The sequence below is a fragment of the Bartonella sp. TT119HLJHH genome (assembly GCF_042193385.1).
Taxonomy (GTDB): Bacteria; Pseudomonadota; Alphaproteobacteria; order Rhizobiales; family Rhizobiaceae; genus Bartonella.
The window spans coordinates 27205-45615 of record NZ_JBHILS010000002.1 but is presented as its reverse complement, the minus strand read 5'-3'; the positions used below and the strand labels follow the sequence as shown (position 1 = coordinate 45615).

At 36.7% G+C, this 18411-nt stretch carries 16 protein-coding genes; 15 read left to right on the top strand and 1 reads right to left on the bottom strand.

What is annotated here, in order from left to right:
* The first annotated feature begins 582 nt into the window (after positions 1 to 582).
* The 3 genes from yajC (at position 583) to ACFIJL_RS01410 (ending at position 3625) form a co-directional block, all read left to right on the top strand.
* Positions 583 to 1035, top strand: coding sequence for a preprotein translocase subunit YajC (gene yajC / locus ACFIJL_RS01420; protein WP_375622170.1), 453 nt, complete (start codon positions 583 to 585; stop codon positions 1033 to 1035).
* A gap of 466 nt (positions 1036 to 1501) precedes the next feature.
* Positions 1502 to 1888 (top strand): Mth938-like domain-containing protein, encoded by a 387-nt coding sequence (locus tag ACFIJL_RS01415; protein WP_375622169.1) that lies wholly within the window; start codon positions 1502 to 1504, stop codon positions 1886 to 1888.
* 876 nt (positions 1889 to 2764) lie between these two features.
* Positions 2765 to 3625: a phytoene/squalene synthase family protein gene (locus ACFIJL_RS01410; RefSeq protein ID WP_375622168.1), complete on the top strand. Its 861-nt coding sequence runs from the start codon at positions 2765 to 2767 to the stop codon at positions 3623 to 3625.
* A gap of 826 nt (positions 3626 to 4451) precedes the next feature.
* Here ACFIJL_RS01410 and ACFIJL_RS01405 read toward each other — a convergent pair.
* Positions 4452 to 6341 carry a peptidyl-prolyl cis-trans isomerase gene (locus ACFIJL_RS01405; protein ID WP_375622167.1) on the bottom strand — a complete coding sequence of 630 codons (1890 nt, stop codon included), beginning with the start codon at positions 6339 to 6341 and terminating at the stop codon, positions 4452 to 4454.
* A gap of 154 nt (positions 6342 to 6495) precedes the next feature.
* Here ACFIJL_RS01405 and tpiA point away from each other — a divergent pair, with 154 nt between their 5' ends.
* The 12 genes from tpiA to ACFIJL_RS01345 all read left to right on the top strand — a co-directional run bounded on the left by tpiA (position 6496) and on the right by ACFIJL_RS01345 (position 18277).
* Positions 6496 to 7260, top strand: a complete 765-nt coding sequence (gene tpiA, locus ACFIJL_RS01400) for a triose-phosphate isomerase (protein WP_375622166.1) — start codon at positions 6496 to 6498, stop codon at positions 7258 to 7260.
* Between the two features lie 82 nt (positions 7261 to 7342).
* The gene (secG, locus tag ACFIJL_RS01395) at positions 7343 to 7795 is read left to right on the top strand and encodes a preprotein translocase subunit SecG (protein WP_375622165.1); all 453 of its coding nucleotides are present in this window, start codon (positions 7343 to 7345) and stop codon (positions 7793 to 7795) included.
* A gap of 129 nt (positions 7796 to 7924) precedes the next feature.
* Complete coding sequence (locus tag ACFIJL_RS01390) at positions 7925 to 9553, top strand: CTP synthase (RefSeq protein ID WP_375622164.1); 1629 nt, start codon at positions 7925 to 7927, stop codon at positions 9551 to 9553.
* A 36-nt stretch (positions 9554 to 9589) separates the two neighbouring features.
* Positions 9590 to 10426, top strand: a complete 837-nt coding sequence (kdsA, locus tag ACFIJL_RS01385; RefSeq protein WP_375622163.1) for a 3-deoxy-8-phosphooctulonate synthase — start codon at positions 9590 to 9592, stop codon at positions 10424 to 10426.
* Positions 10427 to 10497: 71 nt separating this feature from the next.
* Positions 10498 to 11766 carry a phosphopyruvate hydratase gene (gene eno / locus ACFIJL_RS01380; protein ID WP_375622162.1) on the top strand — a complete coding sequence of 423 codons (1269 nt, stop codon included), beginning with the start codon at positions 10498 to 10500 and terminating at the stop codon, positions 11764 to 11766.
* A 115-nt stretch (positions 11767 to 11881) separates the two neighbouring features.
* Positions 11882 to 12289 carry an NINE protein gene (locus ACFIJL_RS01375; protein WP_375611266.1) on the top strand — a complete coding sequence of 136 codons (408 nt, stop codon included), beginning with the start codon at positions 11882 to 11884 and terminating at the stop codon, positions 12287 to 12289.
* A gap of 368 nt (positions 12290 to 12657) precedes the next feature.
* Positions 12658 to 13068, top strand: a complete 411-nt coding sequence (locus ACFIJL_RS01370) for a TM2 domain-containing protein (protein ID WP_375620764.1) — start codon at positions 12658 to 12660, stop codon at positions 13066 to 13068.
* Positions 13069 to 13437: 369 nt separating this feature from the next.
* Entirely contained in the window at positions 13438 to 13869 is a 432-nt protein-coding gene (locus tag ACFIJL_RS01365) for a hypothetical protein (RefSeq protein ID WP_375622161.1), read from the top strand.
* Between the two features lie 181 nt (positions 13870 to 14050).
* A complete protein-coding gene (locus tag ACFIJL_RS01360) occupies positions 14051 to 14362 on the top strand; it encodes a septum formation initiator family protein (protein WP_012754998.1) in 312 nt (103 codons plus the stop codon).
* A gap of 135 nt (positions 14363 to 14497) precedes the next feature.
* Positions 14498 to 15538 carry a pyruvate dehydrogenase (acetyl-transferring) E1 component subunit alpha gene (gene pdhA / locus ACFIJL_RS01355; protein WP_375611269.1) on the top strand — a complete coding sequence of 347 codons (1041 nt, stop codon included), beginning with the start codon at positions 14498 to 14500 and terminating at the stop codon, positions 15536 to 15538.
* Positions 15539 to 15554: 16 nt separating this feature from the next.
* Positions 15555 to 16919 carry a pyruvate dehydrogenase complex E1 component subunit beta gene (locus ACFIJL_RS01350; protein ID WP_375622160.1) on the top strand — a complete coding sequence of 455 codons (1365 nt, stop codon included), beginning with the start codon at positions 15555 to 15557 and terminating at the stop codon, positions 16917 to 16919.
* A gap of 14 nt (positions 16920 to 16933) precedes the next feature.
* Positions 16934 to 18277, top strand: coding sequence for a pyruvate dehydrogenase complex dihydrolipoamide acetyltransferase (locus ACFIJL_RS01345; RefSeq protein ID WP_375622159.1), 1344 nt, complete (start codon positions 16934 to 16936; stop codon positions 18275 to 18277).
* The last annotated feature ends 134 nt before the right edge of the window (positions 18278 to 18411 follow it).

Here is an 18411-nt window from a genome sequence, read left to right as displayed (position 1 = left end):
GTTTCAGGAGAGTAGTTCGTGGGGGGCGTTAGATATTACCATCTTTGTATTTATGAAAGTGTAAGACAATAGTATCATACTGTTTGTCAGCTTTGAGTATTCCAATTGCTCTTGCATTTGAGAGAAGCATGAAAAAAGATATTTCACGCCTTTCTTAAAAAGTTTTTATCGACAGGCTCATTTCATATGTGTGACGTCAAGAAAATCGTTTTGATTAATTCAGAAGATTTGAAATGAGAGCATTTTATTGTATTTAGATCTGTCGTTCGATATCAAAAACGATAAATTATCTATATAAATTAAAGTTTGTTCATTAGAAAAATTATCTTGTATAATTTATTGAGTTAGTGAAAAGATTTATATTGTAGGATATACAATAGGGGAAAGTGAATCTATTTTTTAAGATTTTTCTCATTGTATTTTGGTATTCTGCCTCTTAAGGATTTATTGTATTTTTGTAAAGCTGTGATTAGATTATGTAGTTATTGCTTTTTATGATAAATTCTTTAGGAATTTTTTCTGTATCGGAATTTCATTTTAATAGAGTGGGAAATACCTGAGGTTTAACTATAGGAGATAAAAATGTTTATGACGAACGCTTATGCTCAAGTTGCAGGCGATGTTTCCGGTGGAATTTCATTTGCTAACGCTGTCCCATTCATTTTAATTTTTGCAATTATGTATTTTTTTATGATTCGTCCACAGCGTGCCCAAATGAAAAAACGCCAAGAAATGCTTAATGCAGTACGTCGTGGTGATACAGTTATAACGGGTGGTGGTATTATCGGCAAGGTTACGAAGGTTCACGACGAGAGTGGTGAATTAGAGGTTGAAATTGGTGAGAGTATAAATATTCGTGTTATTCGCTCAACATTAGCTGATGTGCGCGTTAAAGGTGAGCCGATTGCAGAAAAAAAGTCAAAACTTAATGCTAAAGCAAAAACACCACAAAAGTCTAAATCTAAAACGACAACGAAAGAAGATATGAGTATCTCTGAAGAGAAAAAAGCTGTATCAAAGGAAAATGCATCTTAAGGTGTAATGGCAGTTTATTACATTTTTTAAGCATTTTTATAAAAAGCTTGGCAAGATCAAGACAATTTCATTGGAAAAGGGGCTTTTATAGTGGCTACAGAAAATGGAGTTTTTGTTTTCTTTAGATTATTAAAATAGTTGCTTTATTTATAGAATATTACGCAATTTTTTTCTGTTTTTTAAAGAAGATCATTGTTTTTATAAAAAGAAATTTGTGAGTAAATAAGCTGAAGAAACTTTTCAAAAAATAGATTTATTTAAGTAGGTATAGCATTTTACTGCGGTTTATGACCAAATTTTCATATATTTGTTGTATGAGAAGATTAGGGCATTATATAAAAACTTTCACTTCAATACTAGGCTATCTATGTTTAACATATCAATGTTTATATCAGCCTTACTTTAATTTTTATGGTGAGAAGTAGCAAAGACAATTGGATTATTCAAAAATAAAAGGTGCATATTCATGTTCGATGCAATTCAAATTCGTGAAGCACATTTTCCAAGTCGCGCACCTATTGATGCTTATGGAAATGGTGGGTTTCGTTTTGCTGATATGTCTCATAGAGGTTCTATTATTTGTGTCCCATCAGGTATTTATGGCATTGACATGGCAGGGCCTATTCCCACTCAAGGGGATATATCTCGTATTTTAGAAGAAGCTTCTGAAATCGAGGTTTTATTAATAGGTACTGGAATTGAATTATTACGATTACCTGAAGAGTTACGGGTGCTTTTATGGGAAAAACGTATTTCATCAGATACAATGAGTACGGGAGCGGCGGTGCGTACATTTAATGTTTTATTGGCTGAAGATCGCGCTGTTGCGGCGTTATTATTTGCGGTAGAATAGAGTATTGTTTCATAAAACAAAGGCTCTGGTCTAGCATGAAAGACTTGTGTAATTATTTTCTGCTCTGTAAAATACTGTCGTTTAAGGCGGTGATATAAGGGTGTAGAATATACATAACATAACACATTAAGTTTTTTAAATACAGCAGCAAGTATTCAGAACAAAGCTTGCTCGTCGTTCCTAATGAATCACATGAGTGATCAACTCTTGGCACTTGAGACAGTTCATAAGAGGCATTTTTAGTTCTTTCTCATACAGTTGTTACCTACAAGCCAGTTACGCTTGGGACGTGCAAGGGAATAGTTTTTATTGATGTAACATGGAGTTGGTTTAAAATGAAAGCATATCTACGATATTTGGAATTCTAATTTAACATACAAAATAACAGATTATGATTATAAATCAATGTATTGATAGTAACAGAAAATCACCGAGAGCAATTGGATTTTTTACAAATTGGTGTTGGTAAGAACCTTTGTCTTTTAGGATGGGGAGGAGGTCAATGATTTGATGAAGTTTTTGTGATCAGTGTATTTTTTATAAAATAACATTGTCATCTATCCACTGAAAAAGTGTTTTTCGTTGTTTGTTGTTCAAGTTTTACTATGCATGTTACGATTGTTTTTTAGCTTTTTTACTGCAAATGAAAACTTGAAGTCCTATAAGATAAGTTTTATCAGAAAAATTATTTATTTAATTTTTTCTTTCTAAAACGAAAAGTGACTAGAAAAGAAACTTTAATTCACAATACAGTTAAGAGACACATTTAAAAATCTTATTTTCTGAACTGTATTTGCTTATCCTTCATTTTTTAATATGAATAAAAAGAGGATATTAATTTAATTGCTAAAAAAGGGACGTTAATAGGTTCATAGAATGATAGGCTCTCTTCCTTATTGTCTTGATATTTTACGTACCATAGATCGTGATCGCTATATATCGGTTTTATTTGCGCCTAAAAAAAAGCGCCAAGCATTGGCTGCTCTTTATGTATTTAATGCTGAAGTTTCTCGTATTCGCGAAAGTGTACATGATCCATTCATAGGAGAAATACGGTTACGTTGGTGGTATGATGCTATTGCTCATGGTGAAATGCAAACGAGTGGAAACAATCCGATTTTGAATGATTTATTAAAAGCAATCACTCTTTTTAATTTACCTAAGACAGCTTTTTTACGTTATTGTGATGCACAAATTTTAGATCTTTATCACAATCCAATAGAAACACTTCATGATCTAGAGCATTATTGTGGTGAGACAGCAGGCATAATTTTACAGCTTTCTTGTCAGATATTAGATCCTGATACTGCACAAGAGTTTACAGATATCTATGAGCATGGAGGGATTTCTCAAGGATTAAGCGGTGTATTACGTCTTTTATCATTCATGCAATCACGATATCAATATTATTTACCTACTGATATATTAAAGGCTGTAGGAGTGAATAGGGAAGATTTGGAATCCCATCGTCTCAGTGATCAACAAAAGGGTCGTATTGTTGAAGCTATGGTAGCATTATCGCGCGATCATTATACCCAATTTTACGAGTATTCTTGTATTTTACCGAGAGTTCTTAAGCCAGCTTTTCTTCCATTGGTCATTGTACCGGCTTCTCTTCAAAAAGCTATACAGCTGGGGGCAGCAATTTTTCAAGAGAGTGCAACTTTGCCATTGATGTATCGCTATTGGTTGATAACAAGGGCAGCAATAAGCGGCAATTTTCCAAAGATATTGTAAAAGAATATTACTACGTTAGAATGCGTAACATGTAGACTGATTTTTTCATAGGAAGATAAAGGAGCTATTGTGATTCCAAACCATTTTTTTGTTATAAAAAATGTTGATGTTTTGGTTGTTATGAACGCAAAAGAATAAGAAATTTTGTGATCTTGAAAATACGGTATATTTCTTCATCAGTAGTATGTTTTATTCAGTATATTGGATGGGTGAGATGCAGAGAAAGAAAAACATGAAATAAAATTTCTATTTTATGAGAGAAGTTATCTTAGCAGTCTATAAGTCTATAAAAAACTCTTATTTTTGAGAAATTATAACATCATAATTGATGACTGTTATGATTTATGAATATATTGATTTATAATGATAATTTGTTTTTTCTCATATTGAATGAGAGTCTTGAATAGAAAAAGATTTCTCCATTTTTATAATGAATTTTAAAAATAGTTTTTTTATCTATTATAAGTTGGGTGTGTAAATGAAATCATTTAAGGAAGAAGCAATACGCTTCCTATGAATGAATATTAAGAGTAGCAATATGCTGAGCTATGAATGACGATAGGGATGACATTTATAGCTTAATAGGCGACAACCTTTACAACCTTTGGATGAATAATGTTTTTTAATGCGTTGCAAAAACAACTCTACATTCCATTGACTATTTTCTCGCAAATCCATACATGCACTGATTTGCGAGAGAATGAATCATTATACAAACGCTGATCCTAAGATATGCAAACAAGAGATCTATCTTACCTCTTCAACTATAGACGAAGAGCTGATGGAAAATTTATCAAATAAGTTCTTTAAATTATATAAAATCTTTTTATTGGAGAGAGTTAAAGATCTGATTATAATTTGTGCTATTAATTTCCAAAGGATGTTCTTTATTGGCAACTTGTAGCATTTCTAACTTGAGATCTTCTCTTATCATCATATCTATATTGGTGCGGACTTCAGTTGAAAGAGTATGAGACGTGATATCTTTAGGCATGGTTACAGTCTTTATTTGATAAATGATACGGTTTGTTGCAACCGGACCTTTTATGATGCCATAATGACCTTTGGGACCGGAAAATAATGCTTTAATGCCTTCAACGCCAAGGGTTTCAGATGAGTCTTGACGCCGGAGGGTTGGTGTTGTTTGTTTTGTAACACCAAGGGTATGAGCAAGAGCAACAAGACTTTTTCCTTCCGTGAGCTGTTTGAGAGCATTTTGGGCTTTTTCATCAAGAAGACGTTGGATTTCCTCATTTTTCCATTGAGCAAGAACATCTAGCTTAGCCTCTTCAAGTGTCTTATCACGGGCAGGAATAATTTTATCGACCTTGTACCAGAGATATCCACCATTTTGAAAAGAGAGAGGATCAAGATCGACTCCTTCGTTTGATTGATAGATGGCATTCAGTAAAATATCTTTTTGAGGTAAATCCGTGAGTATTGTACCTTCAAGCGTTTTTCCCGTTTTATCAATGGTAATTGTGCGCAAAGATAACTTGTATTGGTCAGCTAACTCTTTGAGAGAAGCACCCTCAAAACGAGCATTTTCAATGGCTACATAATTGTTACGGATATCATCAGTAGCACGATTTTTGGCAAGTGTTTGGCGAATATTTTCTTCTACACTTTCAAAAGGAAGAGAGCTTGAAGGTTCAATATGCGTAACGCGAATGATAACAGGTCCCTGTAAGTCATTTATTACAGGACTGACTTGTCCTTGTTGGAGTTCAAAAATTTCAGATGTCAGATGATTAGGAAGTTCATTTTCTGCGAGAGGCCCTTTTTTTATGTCATTAAGAGTCTTTTTTTCAGCTTTTACCAGTTCATCAAAACTCAATCCATCAGCTATTTTTTTTGCTGCATTATCGGCTTCTTCGCGTGAGGGGAATCGCAGTTCTTCGAATGTACGCTTTTCAGGTATTACAAAACGTGAAGCATTTTGTGTATAATAGGCTTTCGCCTCATCTGTTGAGATATCTTTAGGTTTTACAAAATCATTAAGTTCCATAGATAGCAAAGAGACAGTGCGGTATTCGGGAGCACGAAATTGACTTTGATGTGTTTCAAACCATTTTTGTAATGTTTCGTAATCAGGATCAGCAATTGTTTCCTTTTCTTTTAGATCAATAACGAGATAATCAGCAATACGCATTTCTTCTTGATAAAGAGCAAGTGCTTTATAAAAGAGATTTGGTGCCTTCATATCAGAAAGTAAAGCAGCAATAAGCTGATTACGCTTTTCTTGTTTGGTGTAATAATTAAGAAAAGCGCTTTCACTAATGTGTAAATGCTGAAGATAGTTATAAAACAAGTTTTTATCAAAAGTGCCATTTACTTGGAACATCTTATCAGAACCAATCGCATGAGCTATTGTATCTTTTGAAAGACTTATTTTCATTTTACGTGCTTGTTCATCAAGCAGTACATTTTGTTGTAATTGATTAAATACAAAAGCAGGAATTTGGTATTGCTGCATTTCATTTGCTGTAAACATTCGTCCAAGATGAGCAGCATATGCTAAACGTGCGCTTTGATCGGCGAGTGCAAGACGATAATCATCGACAGTTACTGTGGACTTTCCAGAAGTAATAAGATCTCTTTCACTTTTTTTGTGTAACTGCGGTACCCCCCATAAAAGAATGAAGCATAAGAGTAATATAGCAAGGAAAATTCTAAAAATCCAAGAATTTGTAGCATTTCTTATGATGTCAAGCATTGTTCAAGTCCATTTTTAATATGAGTTATTATCAAAGCTGGAATGGAATTTGCAATAAAGAGATGAAAGATGCAAGCTTTAAAGACTTGCTTTCATTTTATAATTTGGTAACTACAGATAAACAATGTATTGTAAGAGCTCTTGAGGTAAAAATATGTCTCAAAATATTCGGCCTTTTCTTGCTGGAAATTGGAAAATGAATGGAACGAGTGAATCGCTTGGAGAGTTGCGTGCTATTGCTACAGGCGTTAGCTCTGATCTAGGTCATCTATTTGAAGCCCTAATTTGTGTTCCAGCAACGCTTTTATCGCGTGCTTCTAATACGCTGAATGGTGAAAATCTCCTTTTGGGAGGACAAAATTGTCATTTTGATGATCATGGTCCTTATACTGGAGATATTTCAGCTTTTATGCTTAAAGAAGCGGGAGCAAGTCATGTTATTATTGGGCATTCAGAACGTCGTACAGTGTATCAAGAAAATGATGCGATTGTCTGTGCCAAAGTGCAAGCTGCGTGGCGAGCAGGTCTTGTGGCTCTTGTATGTATTGGTGAAACATTGGAGGAGCGTAATAATAATAAAGTGCTGGATATTCTCACGCAGCAGCTCGAAGAATCTTTACCAGATGATGCAACAGCAGAGAATACCATTATCGCTTATGAACCAGTTTGGGCGATAGGCACCGGCAATACAGCGACTCCAGAAGATATTGCAAAAGTACATCATTTCATTCGAGATAAGGTGCGCTCTCGTTTTGGTAATGAAGGCAATAAGATACGTTTGCTTTATGGTGGATCCGTAAAGCCATCCAATGCATTTGAGCTTTTAAGCATTGCTCATGTTAATGGTGCTTTGATAGGTGGAGCAAGCTTAAAAGCGATTGATTTTTTAACTATTTGCGATGTTTGTCGTAAACTATAGCAGAGAAATTTGAGTTTCCCCTTGGATTGTGCGTTATTTATGTGTAAATAGCTATTAAAGAGTTATTTGAAGAGCAGGGTTTATGCAAACAGTACTTATAGTTATTCATTTTTTGATTGTGATTACTTTGGTTGGTGTTATATTAATTCAACCTTCAGAAGGTGGTGGGTTAGGTGTGAGTAATAGCTCAGGGTTGATGAAAACTCGTGGATCTCGAAACCCTTTAACACGTTTAACTGCTATTTTAGCCTGTTGTTTTTTTGTTGTGTCTATTGGACTTACCGTGGTGAGTAATATATCAAATTCTAGTTCTGATATTTTAAAGCGTATACCGGTTAATTCAGAGCAGAATTCTACCAATAAAGGCTCAGGATCAGTCCCATCATCAGATGGTGAGTCTTCCCCTTCTATTCTTGAACAGCTAGGAGGCACTTCGCATTCCCCGCAGGAACAGAAACAGTCCACAAATCCTGAAGCAGAAAGTCCAGTTCCTCAGGTTCTTGAAAATACAGTTCCAGATAACAGTACAAAATAGTTTTTTAAGAAAACATAGACTTTTTAAAAAAGGTGATTTTTTTCGCCTTTTTTATTTTAGAAGAAAAATTGTTTCTTTTTGCATTTTTTGCTGGAAAAATAATTATAAATTGCTTATCACCATAAGCCCATGGCACGTTATGTTTTTATTACTGGTGGTGTGGTTTCTTCCCTTGGAAAAGGCATCGCAGCGGCGGCGTTAGCAGCGTTATTACAGGCTCGTGGCTATCGCGTACGTCTTCGCAAACTTGATCCTTATTTAAATGTTGATCCAGGTACGATGTCACCTTATCAACATGGTGAAGTATTTGTGACCGATGATGGTGCAGAAACAGATCTTGATCTTGGTCATTATGAGCGTTTTACTGGGCGTTCTGCAAATAGCCAAGATAGTATTACAACAGGGCGTATTTATCGCAATATCATTGAACGAGAGCGGCGTGGTGATTATTTGGGGGCAACAGTCCAAGTTATTCCTCATGTTACGGATGAAATTAAGAGATTCATTACGATGGGAAATGAAGAATTTGATTTTGTTTTGTGTGAGATAGGTGGAACGGTTGGTGATATTGAAGCAATGCCTTTTCTAGAAGCGATTCGTCAGCTTCGCAATGAGCTACCGAGACAAAATGTCGTTTATGTCCATCTCACATTAATGCCTTATATTCCTTCGGCAGGTGAATTAAAAACGAAACCAACACAACATTCTGTCAAAGAATTGCAAGCAGTTGGTATTTCTCCTGATATTTTGCTTGTACGTGCAGATCGATCTATTCCAGAAACAGAACGGTGCAAATTATCACTTTTTTGCAATGTTCGCTCCAATGCAGTCATTCAGGCATTAGATATGCCAACAATTTATGATGTTCCTATGGCATACCATAAGGAAGGTTTGGACTCTGAAGTTCTTTGCGCTTTTGGAATCGATTCGGCACCTTCCCCCAAGATGGGTCGTTGGGAAGATATTACGCATCGTATTCACCATCCTGAAGGAGAAGTTACGATTGCTGTTGTGGGAAAATATACGGGCTTAAAGGATGCTTATAAATCTCTGATTGAAGCGATTGCGCATGGTGGTTTAGCGAATAGAGTGAAGGTTAATATTGAGTGGATTGATTCGGAGCTTTTTGAAAAAGAAGATTCTGTTTCAGCTTTACAAAAAGCCCATGGAATTTTGGTTCCAGGTGCTTTTGGGGCACGAGGGGCAGAAGGGAAGATTCGAGCAATTCAATTTGCGCGAGAGCGTAAAGTTCCATTTTTAGGGATTTGTTTTGGGATGCAATTAGCTTGTATAGAAGCTGCGCGCAATATTGCACAGATTGAGAATGCTTCATCAAGCGAGTTTTGCGAAACAGACAATCCAATTGTAGGTTTAATGACAGAATGGCTTAAAGGGGACGTTCTTGAAAAACGTACAAGAAATGGTGATCTCGGCGGTTCAATGCGCCTTGGTGCTTTTGCTGCTGAATTAAAAGAAGAGAGTCATATTGCTCAAATTTATGGGATGACCAAGATTGTCGAGCGACATCGTCATCGTTATGAGGTCAATATTGATTATAAGGATAAGTTAGAACAGTGTGGTTTGATTTTTTCTGGGATGTCTCCTGATGGTATTTTACCAGAAACGATAGAATATGTAGATCATCCATGGTTTATTGGTGTTCAATATCATCCAGAATTAAAATCTCGTCCTTTTGATCCACATCCGCTTTTTTCTTCTTTTATTGAAGCCGCTGTAGAACAAAGTCGATTGGTTTAATGCATAAATTGGATTACTTTGCTTTTGAGGGATAAAATGACTAAACCAAATGCCCGTGTGAAAGTTGGAAATATGATTTTTTCAAATGAAATGCCTCTTTCATTAATTGCAGGGCCGTGTCAGATGGAAAGTCGTGATCATGCTTTTGAAATGGCTGGTCGTATTAAAACCATTACCGATCAGGTTGGTATGGGGTTTGTTTATAAATCAAGTTACGATAAAGCCAACAGAACCTCTTTGAGTGCAGCACGTGGTATTGGTCTTGAAAAAGCAATGGCTATTTTTTCTGATTTAAAAAAAGAGTTTGATTGTCCCATATTAACGGATGTGCATACAGAAGATCAATGTGCAATTGTTTCTTCTACGGTCGATATTTTACAAATACCGGCTTTTTTATGTCGTCAAACAGATCTTTTGGTAGCAGCTGCTAAAACAGGGTGTGTTATTAACATTAAAAAAGGTCAGTTTTTAGCGCCGTGGGACATGGAGAATGTTTTAAAAAAGGTTGTTTTCAGTGGTAATCCGAATGTTATGCTTTGTGAGCGAGGCACGTCATTTGGTTATAACCGGCTTGTTTCTGATATGCGTTCGTTGCCTATTTTACGTTCATTTGGAGCTCCTGTTATTTTTGACGCAACACATTCTGTTCAAGAACCTGGGGGGCAGGGGGCTTCATCTGGTGGACAGCGTCAATTTGTTGAAATTTTAGCGCGTGCGGCTGTTTCTGTTGGGGTCGCAGGTATTTTTTTAGAAACACATCAAGATCCAGATAATGCACCTTCTGATGGACCCAATATGATTAAAATTGATGATTTACAAAGATTGCTTGAGACTTTAATGGAATTTGATTATCTGTCAAAAAAGTTGAGTTGAGAAGAGAAAAAATATTTCATTAATAGGGCATTATAAATGAATCGCGACTTTTGTTGGATAAGGAAACATATATGACTATAATTGTCGATATCATTGGGCGTGAAGTTCTTGATAGCCGTGGTAATCCAACGGTAGAAGTTGATGTTCATTTGGAAAATGGGGCTTTTGGTCGTGCTCTGGTTCCATCGGGAGCCTCAACGGGAGCCCATGAGGCTATAGAACTTCGTGATGGTGGTTTGCGTTATCAAGGGAAAGGTGTTGAAAAAGCGGTTTCTGCAGTCAATGGCGAAATTCTTGAAGAACTTGGTGGGCGAGATGCAACAAATCAAATCGCTATTGATCAAGCAATGATTGCTTTGGATGGAACGCCAAATAAAGCCCGTCTTGGTGCCAATGCACTTCTTGGTGTTTCATTAGCGGTTGCAAAAGCAGCGGCGGATTCATTAAATTTACCTTTGTATCGTTATATTGGTGGTACACAAGCACATATTCTTCCAACACCTATGATGAATGTTATTAATGGTGGCGTTCATGCTGATAACTTGATTGATTTTCAAGAGTTTATGATTATTCCTATAGGAGCTCCTACTGTAAAAGAAGCTATCCGTTATGGCGCTGAGGTTTTCCATACATTGAAAAAGCTTTTAAAAGATGCGGGTTATAATACCAATGTTGGTGATGAAGGTGGTTTTGCACCTCAATTTAAAAGTGCTGATCAAGCAATTGATTTTATTATGGAATCTATCATGGCATGTGGCTATAAACCAGGTGAACAAATTGCCATTGGTTTAGACTGTGCTTCAACAGAATTTTATAAAAATGGTTCGTATTTTTATAAAGGTGAGGGGAAATGCCGTGACACCCAAGAGCAGGTAGATTATTTAGCGCAGCTTGTGAAAAATTATCCTATTATTACAATTGAAGATGGAATGGCAGAGGATGATTGGGAAGGTTGGAAGCTACTTACTGACACAATTGGAGAAAAATGTCAGCTTGTTGGCGATGATTTGTTTGTAACGAATTCAGCACGTTTGCGTGATGGTATCAAAATGGGGGTAGGCAATTCTATTCTCATAAAAGTTAATCAAATTGGTACATTGAGTGAAACACTTGATGCTGTAGAAGTAGCACATAAAGCAGGTTATCATGCCATTATATCTCATCGTTCAGGCGAAACAGAGGATTCTTTCATTGCAGATCTTGCAGTTGCAACGAATTGTGGACAAATTAAAACAGGTTCTCTTGCACGTTCGGATAGATTAGCCAAATACAATCAACTTATTCGTATTGAAGAAATACTGGGAGCCCAAGCGCGTTATGCTGGTGATGTATATCGTTGATAGTTGTGAGCACAAAGTGTGAGAGTATGATATTATTTAGATTATGAAATTGAGATTTCTTATCAAAGACATGTACTCAGTAATTTTATAGGTATTTAAGTTTATAGGGATTAAGATGAGAGGTATAATTATTACTCAAGATCAAGGAATGTATCTCGTTTCGGGTGATGACGGTAAGCGTTATCAGTTTGCGACTTGGGATTGGTTGGGAAAGAAACCACCAAGGATTGGTGATACTGTTGATTTTGTCTATGAAGGGGGTGTTGTCAGTTCTGTTTTTCCATTGTTGAGATCAGGTACAGAGAACTCAAAGATAATGTTTGCACTTCTTTGTTGGGTTGCAGGTATCTTTGGTGTTCATCGCTTTATGGTTGGGAGAGTTCGGACGGGTACTTTAATGCTCGTTTTATCTTTATCATTGTTTGGATTGATGATTACCGGTATTTGGGCGATTGTTGATTTTATACTCATTATTGCTGGAAAATTTACGGATAAAGATGGGAATCAGATTACAGATTTGTGAAAAATTTACAATAAAAAGAAAATAATAAAGTTTACTTTTTATTTCGATCAATATATTAAGTTGCAATAATGCAAGATTATTGTACTCTATTTCTTTAATGTGAGATATTAAGAGAAATATGCACAGTTGAATAAAAGTATTGAAAAAGACTGTGCTATTTTATGTGGGTAAATCAACTAAGGTTGTTTTGTATTGCTGCTTATAGCAGCAGAAAGCGTTAGATCATTGGGGGGCAAAACTATTTTAATTTCATGTTTATCACGGCTGCTACAAATTTTATTTACGCCGTGAGGTTAATCAGCATATTATAAAAAGAAATAGTCTCTTTATGAATAACACATAAGGAGCAGCTTTATAGGTGGGCAAGGATGAAGGGTAAAATTATTGGTCAAGATCAAGGAGTTTATCTCGTTTCGGGAGGTGATGATAAGCGTTATCAATTTGAGGATTGGAATTGGTTAGGAAAAAAACCGCCGAGTATAGGGGATATTGTTGATTTTGTATATGAAGATAATGTTGTTAAATCTGTTCTCCCTCTCTTAAGTCAAAAAGAATCAGAGCAATCAAGATTAGGTCTGGCAGTTATTTGTTTTTTTTTGGGATGGTTGGGTATTCACCGCTTTATGGCTGGTAAAATTGGAACGGGTATCGTAATGCTTCTCATAAATGTAACAGGTATAGGAATTCTTATCAATATACTGTGGTCATTTATTGATTTTATAGTTATTTTATCTGGATATTTTAGAGATGCAGATGGCAATAAAATTACCAAGTTATAGCAACTCGACAAAATTTTAATATAAACAAATAATTTTATTTATATTTATCAATATATTAATTTAATAATGTAAGTTATTTTATTCTATGTCTTTAATGTTAAATATTAAATAAAATTATGAATATTTAAATAAAAATATTGAAAAAGAATGTACTATTTCATATAAAAAGCAAAAGTACAAATCGAACAGCGTGCTTTGTATTGCCACTTATAAATGCGGGAATTTTAAGTTGTTGGGGGATTTTAAGCTTTTTAAAATGTCGTATATCACGGTGAGTACAGATCGTATTCATGCCGTGAGGTTTATCCAACATATTATCATATTAGAAGAAAAGCTTCTTTATGCATAACAATTTTATAGGTGGTGAAGATGAAAGGTAAAATTATTAGTCAGGATCAAGGAAATTATTTCGTTTCAGGTGGTGATGGTAAGCGTTATCAGTTCTTGAGTAGGAATTGGTCAGGAAAAAAGCCACCAAAGGTTGGTGATATGGTTGATTTTGTCTGTGAAGGGGATACCATTAAGTCTGTTTTTCCTATCTTGTCAGCAGGGCAGCCACAACAATCAAAAATGTTGTTAGCGATCGTTTGCATGTGTTTTGGTGCATTGGGGATTCATCGTTTTATGGTTGGTAAAATTATAACAGGCATTGTAATGCTTCTTATAACTATACTAAGTACAATAGGTCTACTATTTATGGGGATAGGGCTTATAGGGATTATTTTTATAATTATACCTTGGGTATTGATTGATTTTATCCTTATTTTAACAGGAAATTTGGGGAAAAAATCTACAAATTAGAGGATATCCAATATTTGTAATAGAAAAAGTGGGGCATTCAACTTACTTTGATTGTCTTAAGGGGGGGGAATTGAACATAATAAGATTATTTAGTGTAGATTTGGTAATGAGGTATTAATCAAAATCGTGCATAGTTGGGCTGATTATTAAGAAATTTGTGCTGTAAAGACTGTGCTATTTTATGTGGACAAAGCAGAAACGTCGATCAATCAAAGTACGCTTTGTACTACCTCTTATGACGGTGGGAGTCTTAAGCTATTTCAGTTACCACATTTATCATGGTGAGTATGGATTGTATTCACGCAGTGAAGTTAATCAGCATATTAGCGAATTAGAAAAGGAGCTTCATAAAATAGAAGCTGAGCGGATATTCATGGAAAAGCGTATTTCTCTTTTACGCAATGGGCATATAGAAAAAGATATGTTGGATGAGTATGTCCGAAAGAATTTGAACTTTTCTAAGCCAAATGAATTGACAATCTTAATACCTTGAAATGATACCAAAGGTAAATGAAAAATCGCTTAATTTAAACAACAATCAGCAATGATATTGTTTAAGCCGATTGATAAGGCTTGTAACTTTTGTTCGTAAAGGTTATTCCTAAATAATCATAAAAGGGAGTTTAATATGGCAGAACGACTTAAAAAAAATTCTGCGTCGGCGGCGCGCACTGCATTATCAAGCACCACAAAGAAAGCACCAATAGCAGATTTTACAAAAGAAGAAGAAATTGATGCTTATCGTGAAATGCTTTTAATTCGCCGTTTTGAAGAAAAAGCAGGACAACTTTATGGTATGGGGCTTATTGGGGGATTTTGTCACCTTTATATTGGTCAGGAAGCCGTTGTTATAGGAACATTGAAAGCGGCAAAAGAAGGTGATCAGGTTATTACGTCTTACCGTGATCATGGACATATGTTAGCGGTTGGGATGAGTCCGCGTGGTGTCATGGCAGAATTAACGGGGCGCCAAGGTGGCTTTTCCAAAGGGAAAGGTGGCTCGATGCATATGTTCTCTAAAGAAAAGAACTTTTATGGAGGACATGGTATTGTTGGTGCGCAGGTTCCCATTGGTTCAGGTTTGGCATTTTCGAATCAATATCTTGGTAAAGATAATGTGACATTGGTTTATTTTGGTGATGGTGCTGCAAATCAGGGGCAGGTTTACGAGAGTTTTAATATGGCTTCACTTTGGAAGCTTCCCGTTGTTTATATTATTGAAAACAATCAGTATGCTATGGGAACATCAGTTTCACGTGCATCTGCAGAAACTGATTTTTCCCGACGTGGTCTTTCTTTTGAAATTCCAGGTATTGTTGTTGACGGTATGGATGTTCGATCAGTAAAAGGAGCTGCTGATGAAGCAATTTCTTGGGCACGCTCAGGTAAAGGACCGATCATTCTTGATATGCAGACCTATCGCTATCGTGGTCATTCCATGTCTGATCCAGCAAAATATCGTTCCAAGGAAGAAGTCCAAAAAATAAAAGAGGAGCACGATCCGATTGATCAAGTAAAAAGTCGGATTCTTAAAAAAAATTGGGCGAGCGAAGACGATTTAAAATCTGTTGAGAAAGAGGTCCGTGCAATTGTTGCTGATGCGGTAGATTTTGCACAAAGTGATCAAGAGCCAGATGCTTCTGAGCTCTATACTGATATTTTAGTTTGATGCGAGGGAAGCAAGTATGTCTATTGATATTTTGATGCCGGCGCTTTCGCCAACCATGGAAGAAGGTAAACTGTCTAAATGGCTTAAGAGAGAAGGTGATAAGGTTAGCTCTGGCGATGTTATTGCTGAAATTGAAACGGATAAGGCGACAATGGAAGTAGAGGCCGTTGATGAAGGTACTCTTGGTAAAATTTTTATTCCTGAAGGTTCAGAAGGCGTAAAGGTTAACACTGTTATTGCGACTTTGTTAGAAGAAGGTGAGCGTGCTGAGGATATTTCGCAACCTATTGATACAGCACAAAAAACTAAAGAAACTCCTTTTTCTCTTCCTTCGTCAGTTCCGCAGTCTCCATCTTTTGATACGCCTCCTGATTTTGATATTCCAGCTGGAACACAAATGGTTACAATGACAGTTCGTGAAGCGCTTAATCAGGCTTTGGCTGAAGAAATGCGACGTGATGAAACAGTTTTTCTTATGGGGGAAGAAGTCGCGCAATATCAAGGCGCCTATAAGGTTAGTCAAGGTTTGTTGGAAGAATTCGGAGAACGCCGAGTTATTGATACCCCCATTACAGAGCACGGCTTTGCTGGGTTGGCTGTCGGGGCTGCTTTTGGTGGGTTACGTCCCATTGTTGAGTTTATGACATTTAATTTTGCGATGCAGGCGATGGATCAAATTATTAACTCTGCAGCCAAAACACGTTATATGTCTGGTGGACAAATGACCGCTCCTATGGTTTTCCGTGGTCCCAATGGCGCGGCTGCCCGTGTTGGTGCTCAACATTCTCAATGTTATGCTGCATGGTATAGTCATATACCAGGTCTGAAAGTTGTTATGCCTTATAGCGCTGCAGATGCAAAAGGTTTGCTGAAAGCGGCTATTCGTGATGATAATCCTGTTATTTTTCTTGAAAATGAGATTTTGTACGGGCATCAATTTGATGTTCCTCAACTGGATGATTTTCTTTTGCCTATTGGTAAGGCACGTATTCATAAGTCTGGACAAGATGTGACAATTGTTGCATGTGGAATTGGGATGCATTATGCTGTTCAAGCGTTACCAGAAATTGAAAAACTTGGTATTGATGTTGAATTGATTGATTTACGAACCATTCGCCCGATGGATCTTCCAACAATTCTTTCTTCAGTTAAAAAAACAGGTCGTTTGGTCACAATTGAAGAGGGATTTCCTCAGTCATCCGTAGGAACTGAAATAGCAACGCGTGTTATGCAGCAGGCTTTTGACTATCTTGATGCGCCAATTGCTACGATTTCTGGTAAAGATGTTCCGATGCCTTATGCCGCTAATCTTGAAAAGTTGGCTTTGCCTAATACTGCTGAAATTATTGAGGCCGTTAAGGCTGTGACATACAGAGCATAACGGAGGAAAGCATAATGCCCATTAAAATTACAATGCCAGCGCTTTCCCCTACGATGGAAGAGGGAAATTTAACAAAATGGAATATTAAGGAGGGAGATAAGGTTTCCTCTGGTGATGTTATTGCTGAAATTGAGACGGATAAAGCGACAATGGAAGTCGAAGCCGTTGATGAAGGTAGGGTTGCTAAAATTGTTGTTCCTGCTGGAACACAAGGCGTTAAAGTAAATGCTTTAATTGTTGTTTTAGCAGAAGAAGGTGAAGATTTAGCTGAAGCTGCAAAAGTTACAGAAGAAATCTCTTCTTCTACAAGACAAGAACCAGAGAGCATCAAACAGACAGATTCTTTGAAACAGACGGACTCAAAGGGAATAAAAATGTCTCATGAATCATCAACTGGGCAATTAATACAGCAAGATAAAAAGAAAGCTCGTCTTTTTGCTTCTCCCTTAGCGCGGCGATTAGCATCTCAGGCAGGTCTTGATTTATCCCTTATTTCTGGAAGTGGTCCGCATGGGCGTATTATTAAGCGCGATGTAGAAAAAGCTGTGAGCAGCGATATTTCTAAAGTGTCTTATTCATTACAGATAGGGGAGCTAACAGCTACAGGTGCTTCGGACAAACAGATATTGAAACTCTTCAAAGAGGATGAATATAGCTTCGCTCCCCATAATAATATGCGTAAAACAATCGCGACACGTTTGGTGGAATCAAAACAGAAAGTCCCACATTTCTATGTAACGGTAGATTGTGAACTTGATGCGCTATTAGCACTGCGTACACAACTGAATACTGCTGCACCAATGGTTAAAAGTCAGGAAGAAACTCAGCCTGCTTATAAGCTTTCTGTTAATGATATGGTGATCAAAGCTGTCGCACTTGCTTTGAAAGCGGTTCCTGAAGCGAATGTCTCTTGGCTTGAAGGCGGAATGCTTCATCATAAACATTGTGATGTTGGGGTTGCTGTTTCTATTCCCAATGGATTGATTACGCCGATTATTCGCCATGCAGAGGAAAAGCCGTTATCGCTTATTTCCAAAGAAATGAAGGATTTTGCAACGCGTGCGCGTGAGGGCAAGTTAAAAATGGAAGAATATCAGGGCGGAACAACAGCTGTATCCAATATGGGGATGTATGGTGTGAAAAGTTTTTCTGCTATCCTTAATCCACCGCATGCGACGATTTTTGCGATTGGTACAGGAGAGCAGCGCGCCGTTGTTAAAAATGGTGCATTGGCGGTTGCGACAGTTATGTCAGTTACACTTTCTGCTGATCATCGTGCTGTCGATGGTGCTTTAGCAGCAGAGCTTGCACAGACTTTTAAGAAGATGATTGAAAATCCATTAGCAATGTTGGTTTGAACTGTTTATACAGTTCTTCACGTAAATTGTGAGAGAGTGTGTTAAGAGAGTAAAAACAAATTCAAAGAGTTCGGAGAGCAATGTTATTGCTATTTCTGGTTTGGGTAAAGCATTTACCTGAAGCTTTAGGCAAA